General features: G+C 40.8%; 20 protein-coding genes and 1 tRNA gene. 8 read left to right on the forward strand and 13 right to left on the reverse strand.

Annotated elements, in window-relative coordinates; genetic code table 11:
* Positions 1–521: 521 nt before the first annotated feature.
* The gene (locus tag D5F11_RS14600; protein ID WP_120116861.1) at positions 522–1,397 is read right to left on the reverse strand and encodes a DMT family transporter; all 876 of its coding nucleotides are present in this window, start codon (positions 1,395–1,397) and stop codon (positions 522–524) included.
* Positions 1,398–1,499: 102 nt separating this feature from the next.
* Between D5F11_RS14600 and D5F11_RS14605 the strand changes: the two genes are divergently transcribed.
* From D5F11_RS14605 to D5F11_RS14615, 3 genes are all read left to right on the forward strand, one after another.
* Entirely contained in the window at positions 1,500–2,192 is a 693-nt protein-coding gene (locus D5F11_RS14605) for an MgtC/SapB family protein (protein ID WP_120116862.1), read from the forward strand.
* A 59-nt stretch (positions 2,193–2,251) separates the two neighbouring features.
* Positions 2,252–2,324: transfer RNA gene (locus D5F11_RS14610), tRNA-Ala, on the forward strand.
* A 111-nt stretch (positions 2,325–2,435) separates the two neighbouring features.
* Positions 2,436–2,795: a carboxymuconolactone decarboxylase family protein gene (locus D5F11_RS14615; RefSeq protein WP_120116863.1), complete on the forward strand. Its 360-nt coding sequence runs from the start codon at positions 2,436–2,438 to the stop codon at positions 2,793–2,795.
* Positions 2,796–2,849: 54 nt separating this feature from the next.
* On the opposite strand, the gene D5F11_RS14620 is transcribed toward D5F11_RS14615, so the two are convergent.
* The 4 genes from D5F11_RS14620 to D5F11_RS14635 form a co-directional block, all read right to left on the reverse strand.
* A complete protein-coding gene (locus D5F11_RS14620; RefSeq protein ID WP_120116864.1) occupies positions 2,850–4,511 on the reverse strand; it encodes an SLC13 family permease in 1,662 nt (553 codons plus the stop codon).
* A 136-nt stretch (positions 4,512–4,647) separates the two neighbouring features.
* Positions 4,648–5,361 carry a response regulator gene (locus D5F11_RS14625; RefSeq protein ID WP_306428741.1) on the reverse strand — a complete coding sequence of 238 codons (714 nt, stop codon included), beginning with the start codon at positions 5,359–5,361 and terminating at the stop codon, positions 4,648–4,650.
* On the reverse strand, positions 5,361–6,959 hold the full coding sequence (gene dcuS / locus D5F11_RS14630) for a DcuS/MalK family sensor histidine kinase (RefSeq protein ID WP_120116865.1): 1,599 nt from the start codon (positions 6,957–6,959) through the stop codon (positions 5,361–5,363). The genes D5F11_RS14625 and dcuS overlap by 1 nt, the downstream gene beginning before the upstream one ends.
* Positions 6,960–7,167: 208 nt before the next feature.
* Positions 7,168–7,887, reverse strand: coding sequence for a TerC family protein (locus D5F11_RS14635; protein WP_120116971.1), 720 nt, complete (start codon positions 7,885–7,887; stop codon positions 7,168–7,170).
* Between the two features lie 305 nt (positions 7,888–8,192).
* On the opposite strand from D5F11_RS14635, the gene D5F11_RS26550 reads away from it, so the two are divergent.
* On the forward strand, positions 8,193–8,333 hold the full coding sequence (locus tag D5F11_RS26550) for a hypothetical protein (protein WP_185830711.1): 141 nt from the start codon (positions 8,193–8,195) through the stop codon (positions 8,331–8,333).
* A 363-nt stretch (positions 8,334–8,696) separates the two neighbouring features.
* Here the strand turns inward: D5F11_RS26550 and D5F11_RS14640 are convergent, their stop codons facing one another.
* The 5 genes from D5F11_RS14640 to D5F11_RS14660 all read right to left on the reverse strand — a co-directional run bounded on the left by D5F11_RS14640 (position 8,697) and on the right by D5F11_RS14660 (position 13,029).
* The gene (locus D5F11_RS14640) at positions 8,697–9,101 is read right to left on the reverse strand and encodes a YugN-like family protein (RefSeq protein WP_120116866.1); all 405 of its coding nucleotides are present in this window, start codon (positions 9,099–9,101) and stop codon (positions 8,697–8,699) included.
* Positions 9,102–9,217: 116 nt separating this feature from the next.
* Positions 9,218–10,462, reverse strand: a complete 1,245-nt coding sequence (locus tag D5F11_RS14645) for a Glu/Leu/Phe/Val family dehydrogenase (RefSeq protein ID WP_120116867.1) — start codon at positions 10,460–10,462, stop codon at positions 9,218–9,220.
* Positions 10,463–10,508: 46 nt separating this feature from the next.
* Entirely contained in the window at positions 10,509–11,699 is a 1,191-nt protein-coding gene (locus D5F11_RS14650; RefSeq protein WP_120116868.1) for an ornithine--oxo-acid transaminase, read from the reverse strand.
* Between the two features lie 666 nt (positions 11,700–12,365).
* Positions 12,366–12,761 (reverse strand): S1 domain-containing post-transcriptional regulator GSP13, encoded by a 396-nt coding sequence (yugI, locus tag D5F11_RS14655; RefSeq protein ID WP_120116869.1) that lies wholly within the window; start codon positions 12,759–12,761, stop codon positions 12,366–12,368.
* Positions 12,745–13,029 (reverse strand): hypothetical protein, encoded by a 285-nt coding sequence (locus D5F11_RS14660; RefSeq protein ID WP_120116870.1) that lies wholly within the window; start codon positions 13,027–13,029, stop codon positions 12,745–12,747. The genes yugI and D5F11_RS14660 overlap by 17 nt, the downstream gene beginning before the upstream one ends.
* A gap of 315 nt (positions 13,030–13,344) precedes the next feature.
* On the opposite strand from D5F11_RS14660, the gene D5F11_RS14665 reads away from it, so the two are divergent.
* Both D5F11_RS14665 and D5F11_RS14670 read left to right on the forward strand, forming a co-directional pair.
* On the forward strand, positions 13,345–14,166 hold the full coding sequence (locus D5F11_RS14665) for an alpha/beta fold hydrolase (protein WP_120116871.1): 822 nt from the start codon (positions 13,345–13,347) through the stop codon (positions 14,164–14,166).
* 69 nt (positions 14,167–14,235) lie between these two features.
* A complete protein-coding gene (locus tag D5F11_RS14670; protein ID WP_244861999.1) occupies positions 14,236–15,399 on the forward strand; it encodes a MalY/PatB family protein in 1,164 nt (387 codons plus the stop codon).
* Between the two features lie 89 nt (positions 15,400–15,488).
* Here D5F11_RS14670 and D5F11_RS14675 read toward each other — a convergent pair whose 3' ends face one another.
* From D5F11_RS14675 to D5F11_RS14685, 3 genes are all read right to left on the reverse strand, one after another.
* A complete protein-coding gene (locus tag D5F11_RS14675) occupies positions 15,489–16,019 on the reverse strand; it encodes a superoxide dismutase family protein (protein ID WP_120116873.1) in 531 nt (176 codons plus the stop codon).
* 301 nt (positions 16,020–16,320) lie between these two features.
* On the reverse strand, positions 16,321–16,554 hold the full coding sequence (locus D5F11_RS14680; protein WP_185830713.1) for a hypothetical protein: 234 nt from the start codon (positions 16,552–16,554) through the stop codon (positions 16,321–16,323).
* Positions 16,555–16,766: 212 nt separating this feature from the next.
* Positions 16,767–17,372, reverse strand: coding sequence for a peptidylprolyl isomerase (locus tag D5F11_RS14685; RefSeq protein WP_120116973.1), 606 nt, complete (start codon positions 17,370–17,372; stop codon positions 16,767–16,769).
* 208 nt (positions 17,373–17,580) lie between these two features.
* Between D5F11_RS14685 and kapB the strand changes: the two genes are divergently transcribed.
* On the forward strand, positions 17,581–17,991 hold the full coding sequence (gene kapB / locus D5F11_RS14690) for a kinase-associated lipoprotein KapB (RefSeq protein WP_120116874.1): 411 nt from the start codon (positions 17,581–17,583) through the stop codon (positions 17,989–17,991).
* A gap of 131 nt (positions 17,992–18,122) precedes the next feature.
* Positions 18,123–19,328 carry an MFS transporter gene (locus tag D5F11_RS14695; protein ID WP_120116875.1) on the forward strand — a complete coding sequence of 402 codons (1,206 nt, stop codon included), beginning with the start codon at positions 18,123–18,125 and terminating at the stop codon, positions 19,326–19,328.
* The last annotated feature ends 55 nt before the right edge of the window (positions 19,329–19,383 follow it).

The raw sequence follows: 19,383 nt of genomic DNA on the forward strand, positions 1-19,383 counted from the left end.
TTTCGTTTCGTTCAGTTTTCAAAGATCAAACTTTAAGTTGCTCTCTCGAGCGACTCCTCTATTTTATCACATTCGTTTTCGGTTGTCAACAACTTTTTTTAAATTGTTTTTCAACCTCTTTCGAAGCGACCTTTATAGAATAACATGTGTCCTGATAATCTGTCAACAACTTTTTTTAAATTGTTTTTAATGACGTTTAACTTCTCTATCGGACAGGTAATAATATATCACAGTATTTTAGAAGATGCAATAGTTTTTTAGAAAAATATCTTTTCATCTTCTGCAAAATCTGCACATAAATATAATAGCAGACATCTATTCATTTGGGAAGGTGATTATCATTTTAACTAGTATTGCTCTTACTATTTCTTTCTTAATGGCTCTTTATCTTTTTTGCTATTCTTACATTGAAGCAATTCGGATCAGTAACTCAGATGAAAAGGTTGAAGCTGGGACTTTCATTTTCATGTCTTGTATGGCATTTGTTTTTTCAGGCTTTACGTATGTCTTCATATAACCATTTATCTTCTTGTACCCTCGATAATAAATAGAGAGACACTTAAAATGATGATAATGCCCCCTGCTATTTGTGTAAAGAAAACTTTTTCTCCGAGTATGATATGAGCAAGTATTGTAGCACCAACGGGCTCAAATAATATAGCCATTGAAATGACAGTTGTACTAATCCATCTCAAGGCCCAGTTAAGTACAGAGTGCCCCAACAGGTTTGGTAAAATAGCCAGCAGCAAAAAGTAGATCCATTCTGAAGTTGGATATGGATACAACGGCTCTTGTATAATTAATACATATCCGGTTAAAACAATCGCACTGAAAAAGTAAACGATAAATGTATATGTCATCAAAGAAAGCTTCTTCCTAATCATCTGTCCAATCAGCAAGTAAGCTGTAATGAGAGCACAGGCTGCTAATGCCAGCATATCTCCAAACAGAGCGCTTCCGCTTATACGAAAGTCTCCCCAGCTAATAATGATGCTCCCAATGACAGCAATAGTAGCTGAAACGATTGCCTTGTAGGAAAACCTCTCTTTGAAAATAATGAACGTACCAAAGAAGGCGAAGAGCGGCTGCAATGTAACAAGAACTGTCGAACTTGCGACTGATGTGTATTCAAGCGATTCAAACCAAAGAATAAAATGAAATGAGAGAAAAATTCCTGCCAATGCAGAATAAAGCCACTCCCTTTTTGAAACTTCCTTTAGCTCTTTAACATATTTCAGGAAAAAGATCGGTGCCATAATCAAAAGTGAAAACCACATTCGATAAAAAGCAATCACCCCTGCCTCAGCTGTAGACAGCTTAACTAAAATGGCGGAGGTTGAAATAGAAATAACGGCCAGAATGACGGCTACATATGGATTGATTTTCGATGTTTCCATGTCGCATTGTTCCTTTATGTATTTAATTTGTATGATAAAGTGAGTTAACAATTATCTTTCTCATTTCCAAATCCATTCATATAAAAGATAGGAGAGATGATAATGGAAATGATAGACGTAGACCTACTAATAAAATTATGTATATCAGCGGCTCTAGGTTTAGTAATAGGGCTGGAAAGAGAGCTGAAAAGAAAGCCTTTAGGTTTGAAAACCAGTCTTGTCATTTCAATCATAAGCTGCCTTTTAACAATTGTCTCTATTGAATCAGCCTATCTTTTTCCTGGAAGCGATGATGTCAGAATCCAGATGGATCCGCTCCGACTAGCTGCACAAATCGTTTCAGGTATTGGTTTTCTCGGTGCTGGCGTCATATTGAGACGTGGGAATGACCATATTTCCGGACTTACTACTGCCGCAATGATCTGGGGAGCTGCAGGTATCGGGATAGCTGTAGGAGCCGGATTTTACATTGAAGCTTTTGCAGGTGTTATTCTACTCATTATTAGCGTAGAATTGATCCCTTTCGCTTTAACAAAGATAGGTCCGAAAAAACTTATGAAAAGAGACCTTCTTATTAAGATTAAAGTAAATGAAAGGAAAAGTATTGAGCACGTTCTTTTAAAATTGAAAGAAGAGAAGATCCACATCACCCACACGCGCATCAAAGATTTACAGGAACAATCCGCGCATTTATTAGAGTTAAAGACACGGGTTAACGCAAAGAGATCAATCACAGATATCTATTATACGATCTCTGAAATGAGTGATGTTCTCGAAATTGAGATAATCAATTAAAAATTCCTCTTGCACTTTTTATAAAAGTTTATATAATAGATAATGTGTTCAATTTTAACGGGGCATTAGCTCAGCTGGGAGAGCGCTTGCATGGCATGCAAGAGGTCAGCGGTTCGATCCCGCTATGCTCCATCCTTCAAAACGCTTGATCCATAAAGGATTGAGCGTTTTTTTTTTGCAAAAAATTTCTTCGTATGTTTCTAAGTGTCCCAGAAATAATATCATTCGAAAGGAGACATGAACATGGAAGAACAAAGTTTTACAAAAGCAGCATTGCAGGAATATAAGGATGGTATTGGTTTATTTACGAAAAAAATGCCTGAAATTGCAAAAGCGTATAATCATTTTACACAGGCCTGTTTCGAGGAAGGCAATCTTTCACAAAAAGAAAAACAAATGATCGCTCTGGGAATAAGCATTTATGCACAGGATGAGTATTGTATCATTTACCACACAAAGGGATGCCTTGACCAAGGATGTACCGAAGGAGAAATCTTGGAAACAATCGGTGTTACTGCTGCATTCGGAGGCGGTGCGGCAATGAGCCAAGCTGTCACACTCGTTCAACAGTCAATGGAAGAGTTACGCAAATCAACCCACTAATACTTGGAACTCATTAGGAAAAGCTGCCCTTATTAAGGACAGCTTTTTTTATTACTATTTAAATGCCGCAGGATAAACGGTCAAATCCAATCCCCATAAAACAGGAAGAATGAAGAATACGAATGCGACAATTAACATCAACACGAATATATTAACCCAAAACCCAACCCGGATCATTTCAACGATCTTTAATTTTCCAGTTGCAAACATAATCGCGTTAGGCGGAGTTCCTACTGGCAGCATAAATGCACAATTGGCTGCCATGGCAGCTGGAACCATTAGAGCAAACGGGTGAATGTTGATTGCAAGAGCCAATGAAGCCAAAACAGGCAAAATCATTGTAGCTGTCGCGGTATTGGATGTAAATTCTGTCAAGCCAAGCACAAGCGCCGTTGAAAGCAGGATAATCAGAATGAAATGAACTCCTTGCAGGACAGTCAGCTGGGTTCCTATCCATTCAGCCAGACCTGTATCAATAAAGCCGCCAGCTATTGATAAGCCGCCTCCAAATAATAGCAAAATTCCCCATGGAATCTCTTTTGCATTATCCCACTCAAGTAAACGTCCTTTCCCCCTTTGTGAAGGGATCAAAAACAATATGATAGCAGCAAGAATAGCAATTAATGTATCTGAGAGTGTGGTAATGCCTAAGACGTTCTCCCAAAGAAACGTTCTTGTAATCCACATGAACGCTGCAAATAAAAATAAAAGCAATACCATTGTTTCTTCAAAGCTGATTTTACCTAATGCTGTTTTTTCATCTTCAATCAGTTCTTTTCCGCCTGGCAGTTCCTTCAGTTTCACTGGAAAAGCGACCCTAGTGATATATAGCCAAGTCGAAATAATCATGATAATCACCACTGGTGTTGCAAACGCCATCCAACTCGCAAAAGAAATTTGAGCACCAAAAAGCTTATTAATTGTCGCTGCCAAAATGATATTCGGCGGTGTCCCAATCAATGTTCCAAGCCCGCCGATCGTTCCGGCATAACCAATTGCCAAAATGATGGCCTTTTCAAAATTGCGGTTATCATCAGGGTCTGTCTTTCCGCTTCCTTTCATAGCAGCAGTAGCCTGGTACACAATAGCGGTTCCAATCGGAATCATCATCATGACTGCAGCAGTATTAGAAACCCACATTGATAAAAATCCGGTTGCCACCATAAAGCCCAAAACAATTCTTCGTACGTTCGTCCCAATTAAAGAAATGATCGTCAATGCGATTCGCTTATGAAGATTCCACTTCTCCATGGCAATGGCTATAAAGAAACCACCTAGAAATAAAAAGATAATCGGATCACCGTATGAAGCGGTTACATCGGAGCCAGCCATGGCCCCTGTCATTGGCAGCAGAACAATCGGGAGCAATGAAGCCGCAGGAATCGGGATGGCTTCAGTAACCCACCAGGTTGCCACCCACAGTGTAACAGCAAGGACTGATTTCCCTTCCGGACTCAGTCCTTCAGGTGAAAAAAACAATTGCGTCAGAATAAATAATAACGGGCCTAGCACTAAACCGATTTTTTGAGGCGTTTTATAAGAACCCGGACCTTTTCCATCTCCTCTCTGTTCCCCCGCCGTATCATTTTGTTCTGATCTTCGAGAATATTTATCTGCAGCTTTTTTCCTTGGCATTGTAAACATCAAGAGATCCTTTGTCCGCTGATGCGCTTTCCACAGTGCCTCCCATGCAGATAGTACATGTGATCTTTCCATCGTCAACGTCTCTCCTTTAAATTAATAAAAAAAGCGCTTTCACTAAATCCAGGATAATCTTACATGCATTATCCCCATTAATGAACCCTGTTAAATTAATTTAAAAGTTTTGTAAGTAAAGTAAGCGAGACGTTACTTACATATACTGACTAATTATTTCCATATTCTCTTTTCGCAGACAATATTTGTTTGCAGGACGCCCCATTGTTCCATAATCTACCTTTACATTCAAAAATTGAATCTCCGATAAAAAAATTAAGTACTTCCTCATGGAAACCCGCGAAATTCCCACTTCTACAGCAAGCTCTTCAGTAGAGAAGAAGTGATTATTTTTCTCCAAAATCTGTATAATGATCTTTTTTAATGTCGCCTTTGTCAATCCTTTCGGGATATCAGTAAAACCGGACTTGTTTCCCTCCCGCTTAAATAACTGGTCGATTTCAGCCTGTTGCAGCTTTTCCTTACGCTCATTTAATAGTTGTTTGTTTTTCTCATATTTCCTTAATGAAGCCTGGAATCGTTTAAACTCGAATGGTTTGATTAAATAGTCAACAACCCCGAGATGAAGAGCCGATTGGATCGTATCAATATCACTCGCAGCAGAGATAATGATCACATCAATGTCTTTTCTGCTCGCCCTAATTTGCGACAAGAGCTCCAATCCCAATTCCCCAGGCATATAGATATCCAATAATAACAAGTCAGCATCACTCCTTTCCAACACTTTCAATGCTTCTTCTACATTCGCAGCAATTCCAGAACATGAAAATCCAGACACAGCTTCTAAATATCTTTTATTTATCTCTGCTACCATCGGGTCATCTTCTACGATTAAAACACTACTCAACATCATCCACCCTCTTCTTTATACGGAAACCTCACCATGAATGAAGTGCCTGTTTCATCCGAATCAAATGTGATTATTCCTCCCAATGCTTCAACGCTTTGCCGAACATTATATAGTCCAAACCCTTTATCCGGACCTTTTGTGGATTTGGCTTTTTGAAAAATAGTCCCTCTTATGTCCCCTCTAATCCCTTTCCCGTTATCTTTGATTGTAATCGTACAATGGGAATCATCGTATTCAATATTAAGAACAACCCTTTTTTCGACATTTTTCCTTACCGCATCAAACGCATTATCAATCAAGTTTCCTATAATCGTAATCAAGTGATGGGAGATATTTGGATCCGCTGATTCCGGTAATGGCTTATTTGCTGAAAAAGACAGCTTGACCTGATTTTCTCTCGCGTAGCTTCCTTTGCTCAGCAAAAAGCCAGCCATCACCGGGTCCTTAACAATATTGGACACCGATCCTGTTTCCGCTTGAAAAAGCTTCGTTTGTTTTCGCAAATAATTCTCCAACCCGTCATACTCCTTGATATGCAGCATACCAGTGATGACATGAAGGATGTTCATGAATTCATGAGTTTGGGCACGCAATGCCTCCGCATATGTCCGAATACCTGTGAGTTGTTCGACCAACGTCTTCAATTCAGATTTGTCGCGAAAAGTGGAGATAGCGCCCACAACCTGACCGTTAACAGTAACCGGTACGCGGTTCACGAGTATAGGCAGACCATTAATATCGCTTTCCTGATCATATTCCGCTTTATTGGATTGTAAAATTCTTATCAAACGGCTGACAGGCAAATACTCATCAATCTTCCTTCCTATCGGGTCAGGCGGAAGGCCGGCTTTTTGAAAAATCCTTATTGCCTCAGCATTGGCCACCACAATGTCATACTCGGGATTTACAGCGATAATGCCTTCCCTGACCGATTCAAGCATGGCGTTTCGTTCCTCAAGTAGATTAGCAATTTTGTAGGGTTGCAACCCAAATAAAATCCGATTGATTCTTCTTGCTAAAAGAACTGCACCGACAACTCCTATTACTATTCCAACACCCATCCCGGCATAAATAATATAATTGCTTTTATTGACGGCTTCCTTCACGTTTTTCAGGGAAATCCCTACTGAAACAGCCCCAATCTGTTTCCCTTGATCATTATAAACGGGATGAAAAGCACGCAGAGAAGGACCTAACGTCCCCTCGGCAATGGACGTGTATCGCTTTCCTTTTAAGACCGGAAGTTCGTCCCCTCCAACGAACTCCTTCCCAATTAACTTGAAATTAGGGTGGGTCTTTCTCTTTCTATCCATATCCATGACCACGATAAAAAGCATATTTGTATCCTGTCTAATTTTTCTTATGAAAGCCTGAACATCCTCTGTTTGTGCATCACCTTCCAAAGATTGTTTGACAATAGGAACTTCACTGACCGTTTGCGCTATTCCCATCGCCTTTTCAGCCTGATGCATTTCAATATTATGAGCAGTTGTATTAGCCAACAGGATCCCAGTTACTGATAACGCAACAACTACAACGGTTACAACAAAAATGATAATGGCTGATTGAAGTGATATATATTTTTTGCCGAAGTTCATGATCTTTCCCCGCTTTGTCGTAAAAATAACTGCCTAATGATGCGATTTATCCCTTAATCTAAAGTTTCGAAAAAGTTAGTTCTCCAAATTAGTAGCAGGACAATGCTTAGCTTAGCAAGCTAAAGCCAAATCACCTAAAAAAAAGCCCTTCGCTTCCCGATTTTTCCCATGGAAAAGGCCGGCAAACGACGCCGGCCTTTTATTTCTATTAAGCTGAATGCCTAACTTTCCTTTTGGCTTGTCCTCTTTTGTTCACCATATATCCCGCCAATAGAATGAATGCAGTGATTCCGATAGTTACAGAATAAACCTCAAACTTATCCGATATATTCGTAATGCTTTGGATGTATTGATCCTTCAGGATCATTTCTCCAGCAGTCCAAGCTAGGATTCCCGATCCAATATATGCGATCCACGCGAACCTTTCCATTGCTTTTACAATAAAAACTGATCCGTATATCATAACCGGTATGCTGATGGCGACTCCAATGGCCACCATTGCAATCTGTCCATTTGCCGCACCCGCAACTGCCACCACATTGTCCAGACTCATGATAACATCAGCCAATATAATGGTCCCTACCGCATTTAAAAAGGAGCTATGGGCCGAAACTGTTGTCGCGTCATCTCCACCAACAAGCACTTTGAATGCAATCCAAAGAAGAAGCATTCCCCCTACAAGCTCAACAAATGGAATTCTCAACAGCCAGACAATGATCACTGCAAATAATATTCTTAAACCCACAGCGCCTGCAGTTCCCCACACAATCGCCTTATTGCGCAGTTCCCTCGGAAGATTCCTTGTTGCCATGGCAATGACAACAGCATTATCTCCCGAAAGCACGATATCAATGGCGATGATCTTCAATAAAGCAATCATGGCGGCCGATGAAATTGTGATACCGAATATTGTTGTGGCTATTTCCATAATGCTTCCTTCTTTCTTTAACATGTTCTACATAATCCATTTATTATAACACAACCTTATATAGGCGTAATCCGACAAAGATAAGATTACTACTAGACTATATTGTTACAAAATGTTCGTTTTCATCAGAGTATTTGTCCAATCAGCTAGCTTAGTACATCAATATATTAATAACAAAAGGTTAAAAGCCTTTAAACTAATATAAGGAGTGGTAAATGTGCGCTTTGAAGTAGGTGATTTCGAATTGGAAGGATCACGTAGACATAGGAGAAGAGACGAATTTTGCGATTGCGGGGATGTGAGATGTGATTGGGATTGGGGTGATGATTGTGATTGCGATCGTGACGAGCGCCATGAGCATCATCACGAAGGAAAACGCGAGCACAGACATTGCAGAAGCTGCATTTGCGATCGAATCAGAAGATTGGAGTTTAACGAGAGAGTGACTTTGTTTTTAAAGAGTTCAAGCAAGATTGAAAATGTAAGATTCGTCTGCTTTAAAGAGAAAGATTGCTGTGCAGAATTTGTAAAACATCATGAAGGCCACGATGAACTGTTTTTAGTTAAGTGCAAAGATATTGAGGCAATTCGAATTAAATCAAAACATTAAATCTGTAAGTATTCATAGGGTGTGCTTTCCGTCGCCACCCTCTCAATAATTACTCCCACATTCCTGATCGGAAAGCTTGCTCCATGCTTTTTCAACGGGGTAGTATATACCTCGTTCTTTTGTTTTTATATAAAAGGTAGCAAGCAAAAATACTGGACCTTTCGGGGGAGGGCATTCCTTTCTTCCCTGGGAGGTTCACTTAAATAGAAAGCAGTGTTTCCAGATTTCGTACAAGCTCTTTTCCCTTTTTAATATACTTATCATCCACTGCCCCATCCGGATCCTCCGGCTCAGCAAACTGATTGAAAGAAGCTGTCATATTTCCTGGATCAGGGCCATCGTCCAGACCTTCTTGATATACGTGATTAAGTACAAACGGCTTGCCCAGTTCAACGACGGCACCACTTTTATCAAGCTGGCCGTCGACAGCCGTAAAAGGGATACGTAAAAATTGATAGCCATCATCATTTGCCATTTTATAATCAAAAAAACCTTTATCATAGTCCCAATTCCCACCAATCGTATAACCACGCGGTTTGAGCAGTTGCTCCAATTTATACAGGTTAAAGCGTCTTCCCTCAATTGCAGAGTCAATTTGGATCATTATTTTCACTCCCATGGTATGTTTTATATTATTGTTCCTAAGAGTGGGACAGATATACTAAAAAGACTGCCGATACAAATATGCAGCGGCAGTCTTTTTGAAAAAATGTATAGTTTTTACACCCATCCCCTGAAGCGGGACGCTTCAGCAACATTACGAAGTCCGAGCATGTACGCTGCAAGGCGCATATTGACTCTGCGGCTTTGGGAAAGGTTGTAGACATTGTTAAATGACTCAACCAACTTCTCCCTTAATCTTTCATTGACTTCTTCTTCTGTCCAGTAGTAGCCCTGGTTATTCTGCACCCATTCAAAATAGGATACTGTAACCCCACCAGCGCTTGCAAGCACATCCGGAACAAGCAAGATTCCACGCTCGGTCAGAATTTTTGTTGCTTCTTCTGTTGTCGGGCCATTGGCTGCTTCCACCACGATGGATGCCTTGATGTTTGGCGCATTTTCACCAGTGATTTGATTGGCTACTGCAGCCGGAACAATAATATCACAATCAAGTTCGAATAATTCCTTATTCGATATTGTATTTTCAAATAAAGTAGTCACTGTACCAAAGCTATCTCTCCGGTCAAGCAAGTAATCGATATCCAGTCCGTCCGGATCATGCAATGCACCGTAGGCATCGGAAATGCCGACAATTTTTGCACCAGCATCATAAAGGAATTTCGACAGGAAACTTCCTGCATTACCGAAGCCCTGAATAACAATTCTAGCATCTTTCAAATCGATGCCGCGTTTCTTAGCGGCTTCTTCAATACAAATGGTTACACCTTGAGCGGTAGCTTTTTCTCTTCCTTGAGACCCGCCCAGGACAATTGGCTTACCTGTAATAAAGCCAGGAGAATCATTTTCACGGAGACGGCTGTACTCATCCATCATCCAAGCCATGATTTGGGAGTTTGTATATACATCTGGTGCCGGAATATCTTTTGTTGGACCGACAACCTGGCTAATCGCCCGAACATATTCACGGCTGAGGCGTTCAATTTCGCCCATTGACATTGTGCGCGGATCACAAATGATACCGCCTTTTCCACCGCCATATGGCAAATTTACAATTCCACATTTGATGGTCATCCATAAGGACATCGCTTTTACTTCTTCCTCTGTCACTTGCGGATGATAGCGTACCCCACCTTTTGTGGGACCTACAGAATCATTGTGCTGTGCACGGAAGCCGGTAAAAACTTTGACTGACCCGTCATCCATCTTTACAGGTATTCTGACAGTAAGCATTCTAATTGGCTCTTTCAGCAATTCATACATTTCCTCGCCAAATCCAAGCTTGTTAAGGCTTTCTTTTATAACCTCTTGTGTTGATGTAAATAAGTTCAGATTTTCTGCCATCGTTTTTTCTCGCCTCTTTGTTTTGTAATCAACTAACATTATAACACTAGGACAGGACTTTTTTAATACGCTCCAACGCCCAATCTGCTTCTTCCCGGGTTATAACCAGCGGGGGTGCGAATCTAATGACATTCTCATGAGTTTCCTTACACAAAAGACCTTCGTCTTTTAACGCCTCGCAATATTTTCGGGCTCCCTCATGCAATTCCACTCCAATGAACAATCCTCTCCCTCTTATTTCCTTTATTATAGAATTATTAATCTCTCTTAATTTTGACACAAAATAGTCACCAAGTTCAAGTGAATGATCAGAAAGATTTTCATTTTCAATTACTTCAAGAGCAGCGACCGACACCGCACATGCCAAAGGGTTCCCTCCAAACGTCGATCCATGTGAACCTGGATCAAAAACTCCCAGTATATTTTCATTGGCACAAACGCATGAAATCGGAAATACTCCGCCGCCCAGTGCCTTCCCTAAAATATACATATCAGGATCGACTCCCTCCCAGTCACAGGCAAACATTTTTCCGGATCTTCCAAGGCCCGCCTGAATCTCATCCGCTATGAATAACACGTTACGTTCTTTACACGTATCATAAGCATCCTTTAAAAATCCTTCAGGCGGAATCACTACCCCTGCTTCGCCTTGAATGGGTTCTATTAGAAATGCAGCGGTATTTGGAGTAATAGCCTCCTTCAAAGCCTCTAAATCTCCGTATGGAACCAGTTTGATTCCTGGTAACAACGGGCCAAATCCGCGTTGGTACTCTTTTTCCGAAGAAAGAGACACTGCTGTCATCGTCCTGCCATGAAAATTCCCTTCACACGCGATGATCTCCGCTTGGTTATCAGGTATTCCTTTAACATCATAGGCCCAGCGACGTGCCGCTTTGAAAGCCGTTTCCACTGCCTCTGCACCAGTATTCATCGGTAGTGCCATTTTTTTGTTAGTCAGCTTTGTAATTTTTTCGTACCATCGTCCCAGCTGATCATTGTGAAAAGCTCTCGAAGTCAAAGTGACCTTATCCGCCTGGTCCTTTAAGGCCTGAATTATTTTGGGATGTCGATGTCCTTGATTGACTGCCGAATAAGCACTCAGCATATCCATGTACCGATTGCCTTCCGGATCATGGACCCACACACCTTTCGCATCCGATATGACAATTGGCAAGGGATGATAATTCCGTGCTCCATATTTTTCAGTCTGCTCAATAATCTGATCTGTTTTCTTCATGATCTCAACCCCTTAAAAATATTAAGAAAAACACAAGCGCAAGACGATTCCTAAGAAAGCAGCTTGGAAACAACTTGATCCTTTCCAGAGTTAGGCCTTAGACCTGAACAAAGCACATACGTATTATTTATTAAAACTCTTAAGTGAAAGCCCAGCTGTATAGTCTCTCGATAACAAATTTCAATTCTGATTTTTTCCATGTTTCGGAAGTTGCAGGAGTACTTTCCATAGCCTTATGAGCTAGTTCCCTGGCAGCTTTTATACATGTCAAACAACATTTTTTCTGTCCGCCAAGTTGACGAAGATAATTTTATCAACAGTCGTCTTTCAATTTTCCCTGATTACAAGAAGATTAAAACCCGTAAAAAATCAAATTATTCCCTCTCTATAATTATTTTATTAGGTTGCCTAATAGCTTGAGATATAATCGCAGGAATTAATGTTAGACTCTTACACATATAAGGATGAAGAAAGTGATGGTATTTTTCAAGCTGTTTGATCGTTAATTTTAAAAATTTCAAAAGTTTTTTGATAAAGATTTACTGGGCCCAAGGCTCAAAGGTGTTACATCAAGCCGAGCATAGCAAAATATAATTTTCCTAAGCCTTGCTCATTTATCCACAAAAAAGCTGAATCCCTATTGGAACTCAGCTCGCTTAGAAATTGTTATTTTTTAATTAAATCATCACGCTCAGATTTATCAATCCACTCTTGTAACTTGTCTTTTAGTGTATTGAATCCTTCCTGATCCACTTCGTCAAGCTTGACGCTGCCCTGTCGGCGCGCGCGTGGCTTCTTTGTTGCTTCTGCAGGAGGTTCCTCTTGCAATGCTCTGATAGAAAGGCTGATTTTTCCTTGCTCTTCGTTGATTTGAAGGACTTTTACTTTCACTTCATCCCCGACAGAAAGCACATCATTAATGTCTTTGACAAATCCGTGTTTAATCTCTGAAATATGGACAAGGCCTTGAGTCTCCTCGTCGAGCGCTACAAATGCCCCATACGGTTGAATGCCTGTCACCTTTCCGGTCAGTAGGTCACCTTGTTTATACTTTACAGTCATGAAAACACTCCCAATGTATATTTGATTTTCTCCTATGAACGCAATTGAAAATATTAACATAAAACAAAAAAAAAAGCAAAAATTGACTATATCTTCTACTTTCCCCAAATTGAACAGGATCAACTGCGCCTTGGCGTATTTGCGCCCAGATTTTATCGAGCTCCGCTCGATAAATTTCCTCTGAAAATCTGATGCATCCGCCGGAGGCTTTAACTTTATTCAGCCGGGGTTTAAACCCCCACTGATTGGAATACCAATAGGCATTCATCTCACCACTTACTGAAGTGGGTGACTTCTGCTGAATGAAGTTAAACTTTCAAGAAACATGAAATCATGTGTTTAAAATAACTAAATAGGGGCAATACTTAATGTAGGACATTCCAATATTCCCCCTTTTTTATTAAATGGTCGTGGCTTTTTCAAGCCACGAATTTTTCTTTGTTAAAAAGCAGGTTCGACATACAGAAAGTACAATTGAAGCAGTCATCCAGACTTCATTTGCGAAAGCAGCTGAAAATTTGCCACATCAACATTTACCTCGCGTTTTTTCTATTTTCGTGGGCCTATCAAGGAGGGAACTAGTTTGCAAGGAAAAAAAGTATGGATCAACGGCATACGTCTGTATTATGAAGAAAGTGGAAGCTCCAGCACTGCACAAACAATCGTTCTTCTACACGGCTTTTTATCATCCGCCTTCAGTTTCCGCATGCTTGTCCCTTATTTAGAAAAAGACTTTCATGTTCTTTCGATAGACCTCCCTCCTTTTGGATACAGCGACAAAACAAAAAAGTTTCATTACTCCTATAAAAACATGGCAGCGACAGTTTTACGGCTGCTCGAGGTAGTCAATGTGGAGCGTTTTTCAGTGGCTGGACATTCGATGGGAGGACAGATTGCCCTGAACATGATACTACAGTCACCAAAAAACATCGATAAAGTCATCCTTCTTTCAAGCTCCAGCTATTATTCACGGGCAAAAAGGCACCATATACTCGCTTCTTATCTACCTTTTTTCCCCATCTTCATCAAGCATTACTTATCAAAAACGGGTGTGATTGGTAATCTTAAAAGTGTTGTCTATGACCAGACTTTAATCGACAGCTCCATGATCGAAGGTTATGCACAGCAATTTGAAGATACGAGGATTTTTCCTGCACTGGCCAGACTACTCAGACATCGGGAAGGCGATTTGTCAATAAAGGCTCTTCAGAGCATCCAAACACCTTGTCTATTAATTTGGGGAGACCATGATAAAATTGTTCCCTTAAACATCGGAAAAAGGCTTGCACGGGATTTGCCACATGCTCGGCTCGTTGTTTTAAAAGAAACAGGACACCTCGTTCCAGAAGAAAGACCAAAGGAAGTTTATCAAGAAATCCAATTTTTTCTCAATTTGAGTACTTGATAGCTGACACTCTTGCTACAAATAGCTATAATTGGGGCTAAAATGAGCAGGAGAGGTGTTCGACGATTGATTAACTTTAATGAAAACATCGACCGAAAAAATACTCGGTCCCTAAAATGGGACGGCATGAAAAATCTATTCGGCAGGGAAGACCTTCTCCCCATGTGGGTAGCAGATATGGATTTCCGCCCACCAAAGGAAGTTAGTGATGCTTTAAAAGAGAAAGTGGATCATGGAATATTCGGCTATACAATCGTCACTGAAAGTTTAAACGAAGCAATCTGCGATTGGACAAACACACGCCACGACTGGAGCATCAAACCTGAGTGGCTGCTATACAGTCCCGGCGTCATTCCATCCGTACATACAGCCATTCAGGCATTTACTGAGCCCGGCGATAAAATTCTGGTCCAGTCACCTGTGTACACACCTTTTTTCCATATGATTGAAAGAAATTCAAGAGAGGTGGCTATTTCACAGCTTATTTTGAAAAACGGACGCTATGAAATTGATTTCGACGATTTCGAAAAGAAACTCGGAAGCGGAGTGAAAATGTTATTATTAAGCAGTCCGCACAATCCTGCTGGAAGAGTTTGGGAAAAGGAAGAATTGATCAAAATAGCAGAGCTTTGCAAGAAATATAATGTATTGATCGCTTCTGATGAAATTCACGCTGATCTTGTCCCAGCACCTCATAAGCATATTCCAATTGCTTCATTAGATGAGTCATTTGCCGACATCACCTTGACATTCATGGCTCCGACAAAGACCTTTAACCTGGCTGGAGTTCAGGCTTCTTTTATGGTGGTACCCAATAAAACACTGCGAACGAAAATAGCGGCTGTTCAGGCAAGCGACGGCTTTTCCATGCTGAATACATTCGGCTCGATTGCAATGGAGGCCGCATACAGGCATGGGGGTGCTTGGCTTGATGAAGTTTTGGAATATATCCGTTCCAACATTGATTATGTGAAAGAAACAATCAGTTCTCAGCTTCCTGATTTAGATGTGATTGATCCTGAAGGGACCTACCTCGTTTGGATCGACTGCCGCAAACTCGGACTTTCTGATGCAGAACTAAAGAAGCGCATTCTAGAAAAAGGAAAACTAGCTTTGAATTTCGGGCATGCCTACGGTCCTGGAGGAGAAGGTTTTGTCCGGATGAATGTAGCATGCCCTAAAGAAACAGTGATTGAAGGCGTGAAAAGGCTCCAAATGGCATTAGGCAAATAAGTTTGACAGGGGTTGTCAAGAAAATCATAAAAATTGATTTTGTATGACGGCCCTTTTTTATTTTCTAAGAACGTTCTTTTTCCCCATCTTTATTTCGCCGGCTTTTTGTTTTTCGTTATTTCCCCACAGGCTATCCTGTACCCTGAGCTTCCGGCGGGCTGAGACATTCCGTCATCAGCTTGTTCATGTATAACAAGCGAAGTCCCGTCTTTTGTATAAAGAGAGGTTTTCTTTTCCTCAAAGGTGACAGCATTCGCTGTCATATTCACCTTGGCTGTACCGTCCTCGTCCACTATGAGATTCGGCAAATCTCCTGCATGCGATCCCTTTTGATTGAGCAAACCATGCTCTTTTTTATCCGGATTAAAATGGTCTCCTGCTGATTCAAAATCTGGCGGCTCACATGTTCCTTTTTCATGGATATGCATGGCAAGCTCACCCGCAGGCAGTCCTTTTAATTCGCCTTTCAGTTTTATCCCCTTTGCCTGCTCTTCAAAATTGATTTTTCCAATCGAATCGCCATCCGAATTTTTCATATCCACATCAAATTTCTTTGGCGGCTGATTCATACATCCTGCCAAAATAAAAAAAGCAAAGATCATAAAGCCCAGTATTCTCATAGTCTCCCTCCTGCCTCTTTTTTCCCATTCTTTCCATTGCGCAGAAGGTTTATTCAGGGATGACAGAGGGTGTACAGAGTACTCAAAGCCATCTGTAGTGAATAAACTGTACCCTCGTTCAAAGTTCACCTACATTGAAAAACATAAGCAGTTTCTCGTTTTCAAATGAAAACCTCTCCCATTGATTTGGATTGAACAATAGGATACTTTTTATATGCTGGGTTCTCCATGGTAAATAAATTTACCATGGAGGGCTTTTTTATGCCGCCCAATTCGATAAAAAAAAGCACCAATATGGTGCTTATATGTGCTTGTGCTTGCTGTTTCTTTCGCGATTAATCTGTTCTTCGATCTCTTTCGTTTTTAGTTCCTGCTTCTTTGATACTTTTTTGATCACGATAAAAGTCAAAACACAGGCTACGCCAAAAATGGCCATTGAAATAGCTGCTGGAATATATTCCGATTTGTCTTCCGGAAAATATAAAAACGGCATGTATAATACAAATGACTGTAATATGGACAGCACGTTAAACATCCCTTCCTCTTGATTGCATTACTTTCATTATACCCATATAACAGCATCACTTCCAATAGAGGAAAGGTGGCAAAAGTGTGAAAGCCGCCAAGCGGCGGCTTTATCAAAATATGCGTAAAACTTTGGGACAAGCCTCTGCCCTCTCTCAATTGAGCGAAATCTGAGATAATCGTGCGAAATCGCTCATTCGTTGTGCAAACACCTTCCGAACATTATTCTTTAATGATATCGATACTTTCGATTGCAACATCTTCGACCGGCTTGTCTGCCATGCCTGTTTTTACATTGGCAATTTTGTCAACGACATCCATGCCCTCGATGACTTGTCCAAAAACTGTATGGCGATGGTCAAGATGCGGTGTTCCGCCATGTTCCATATAAGCATCGACGATTTCATTCGGAAAACCAGCCCTCTCCATTTGCCCCTTCATTCCAGGATCCATATGGCTGTTTTGGACGATAAAAAATTGGCTGCCGTTTGTTCCCGGTCCAGCATTTGCCATTGAAAGTGCTCCGCGAAGATTGAAAAGGTCCACAGAAAATTCATCTTCGAAAGGTTGGCCGTAAATGCTTTCTCCGCCTCTTCCTGTACCGGTCGGGTCACCGCCCTGGATCATGAAATCTTTGATAACACGATGAAAAATGATTCCATTATAATATCCATCTTTACTGTGCTTTATGAAGTTTTCCACTGTTTTAGGAGCTTGTTCAGGGAACAATTTTATTTTGATTGATCCAAGATTCGTATTCATTTGAACGACTTTCTCATTTTCTGCAACTTCTGTTGTCAATTGCGGGTAAGCAACTTGTTCTGACATGTTTATATCTCCTTTTCTCTTTTCTATTTTTTCTTTTTGGCCACATCCGGCCGCCAAAAAGAAAATTATCCAACAAATCATTAAAAGATTCCACTTTTTCAACTTACAAACCTCCATTGATTACTTTACAGTATATAAGCTGAAAAATCATCATTCTTTCATTTTGACCATATGTCAGCCATAATAGTAACATAGAGGTGATCATTACATGGAAAATGGACAAATTGTCAGAGCTTTTAGAAAAACAGGGGCGTACATAGGAGAACTTACTAAGGTCCAGCAAGATGTCTGTATTGTGCGTGTACTGGCTGTTTTAAAACATCCGATGCAAGGCAATCTCCATCATCCGCGAGAAGTGGAAGTCCCTTTCTTTCATGAAAGGAAAGCCCATGCCTTTCGAGAACAGATCCAGGTTCCATCCAATATGGTTCGGCCATATGAAGATGATATTCCCAAGTACGAAGACAGTTTGCAGGACGCAGTGCAAAAACTCCATGATGAACTGGCCTCCAAACCTGAAAATCCCTTCAGCAAACGCAGTCTTGAAGCCTTAAAAATTTTAATTCCCGAATATGAATTAATGTATGGCATTGAATGGCCGAACATTGCCAAAAGCTGAATCTGTCGATTCGGCTTTTTTTCATGGTTTCGGAGAATGTCCACCCAGCATGCGTCTAAGTTGAATATTTTAACAACTAAAGTATACTATATTTAGATACACGAAATAAATAACAATGAGAAGGTGTTATTATCAGTATCGAGAAACGCAATTTATGGATCATGTGGATCTGCAATTTTATTATTGCGGCCAGTATGACGATGGTATTGCCTTTTCTTTCGTTGTATATCAGTACATTCGGAGACTTCAGCGCCGAATATGTTCAGCGTTGGTCAGGTTTTATTTTCGGAGTTACATTTGTCACAGCTTTTTTTATGTCTCCTATTTGGGGACGAATTGGGGATAAATACGGATTCAAGCCGATTTTGATCATTAACGGCCTCGGAATTGCATCAAGTATTTTCTTAATGGGGTTCATGCATCACGTTCATGGACTTTTTTTATTGAGGCTGGTTATGGGAATTGTCACTGGTTTCATTCCAACTTCCATCGCGCTCATCGCGAAACAAACACCGAAAAAAGAAGCGGGTGAGACGCTCGGAACCTTACAGATGGGGACTGTATCCGGAACTCTTTTCGGCCCCCTTATCGGTGGAGTAATGGCAGATTCATTCGGCTTCCAATATACGTTTATCATCACTTCCTTGTCAATTGTTCTAGCGACGATGGTCGTGATTTTTGGAATTGTTGAAAAGTCAAACGGTTTGAACAAAGTAAAAGAAAGACCTTCTAGAAAAGCTGTCATCCAGCTAATTTTACAGCGAAGGATGCTTGTTAGCGTCATGGCAATTGCGTTCATAGTCCAAGCAGGATTATTCAGCATACAGCCACTCCTCTCTCTTTATGTAAGTCAACTGACAAAAGCGGACAGTGTCGCCTTTTTATCCGGACTTGCCTTTTCAGCAACAGGATTCGGCAACTTGCTTCTCACGAGGAAATGGGGAAAACTTGGCGATGAAATCGGTTTTGATAAAGTATTGATGATTTTGCTCGTACTGTCCGCTGTGCTGATCGTTCCACAAGCTCTTGTCACGGATCTTTGGCAGCTGGTTATTTTGAGATTCCTTTTTGGAATGGCTGTCGGTGGAATGCTTCCATGCATTACGGCTTACATTAGAACCGAAGCACCTTTTGAGCTTCAAGGAGAAGTCCTTGGTTATAATCAAAGTTTCCGATTCCTGGGTAATGTGGTTGGCCCGGTAATCGGCGGTGTTTTGTCAGGATATATAGGCATTTCCTCCGTTTTTTACGTAACCGGATTTTTATTTCTTCTGGCTTTCGGAGTGTTATGGTGGAGCGCTAAACAAAGCGAGGCAAAAATAAAGGAAATATATTAAAGAAAAGCGAAAGGCGCGCAGCTTAGGCGACAAGCACAAGGCGAATTGCGAGGAG

This window comes from Siminovitchia terrae (assembly GCF_003605405.2).
Classification (GTDB): Bacteria; Bacillota; Bacilli; order Bacillales; family Bacillaceae_C; genus Siminovitchia; species Siminovitchia terrae.

Coding starts and splice junctions, on each gene's coding strand:
- dcuS (WP_120116865.1), bottom strand. CDS start 6,959: ATGAACTTCGGCAAAAAATATATATCACTTCAATCAGCCATTATCATT.
- D5F11_RS14625 (WP_306428741.1), bottom strand. CDS start 5,361: ATGTTGAGTAGTGTTTTAATCGTAGAAGATGACCCGATGGTAGCAGAG.
- D5F11_RS14660 (WP_120116870.1), bottom strand. CDS start 13,029: ATGAATGCCTATTGGTATTCCAATCAGTGGGGGTTTAAACCCCGGCTG.
- D5F11_RS14685 (WP_120116973.1), bottom strand. CDS start 17,372: ATGTCAGAACAAGTTGCTTACCCGCAATTGACAACAGAAGTTGCAGAA.
- D5F11_RS14605 (WP_120116862.1), top strand. CDS start 1,500: ATGGAAATGATAGACGTAGACCTACTAATAAAATTATGTATATCAGCG.
- D5F11_RS14645 (WP_120116867.1), bottom strand. CDS start 10,462: ATGGCAGAAAATCTGAACTTATTTACATCAACACAAGAGGTTATAAAA.
- D5F11_RS14640 (WP_120116866.1), bottom strand. CDS start 9,101: ATGATCCAAATTGACTCTGCAATTGAGGGAAGACGCTTTAACCTGTAT.
- kapB (WP_120116874.1), top strand. CDS start 17,581: ATGGAAAATGGACAAATTGTCAGAGCTTTTAGAAAAACAGGGGCGTAC.
- D5F11_RS14600 (WP_120116861.1), bottom strand. CDS start 1,397: ATGGAAACATCGAAAATCAATCCATATGTAGCCGTCATTCTGGCCGTT.
- D5F11_RS14650 (WP_120116868.1), bottom strand. CDS start 11,699: ATGAAGAAAACAGATCAGATTATTGAGCAGACTGAAAAATATGGAGCA.
- D5F11_RS14680 (WP_185830713.1), bottom strand. CDS start 16,554: ATGTTTAACGTGCTGTCCATATTACAGTCATTTGTATTATACATGCCG.
- D5F11_RS14615 (WP_120116863.1), top strand. CDS start 2,436: ATGGAAGAACAAAGTTTTACAAAAGCAGCATTGCAGGAATATAAGGAT.
- D5F11_RS14675 (WP_120116873.1), bottom strand. CDS start 16,019: ATGAGAATACTGGGCTTTATGATCTTTGCTTTTTTTATTTTGGCAGGA.
- D5F11_RS14635 (WP_120116971.1), bottom strand. CDS start 7,887: ATGGAAATAGCCACAACAATATTCGGTATCACAATTTCATCGGCCGCC.
- yugI (WP_120116869.1), bottom strand. CDS start 12,761: ATGACTGTAAAGTATAAACAAGGTGACCTACTGACCGGAAAGGTGACA.
- D5F11_RS14620 (WP_120116864.1), bottom strand. CDS start 4,511: ATGGAAAGATCACATGTACTATCTGCATGGGAGGCACTGTGGAAAGCG.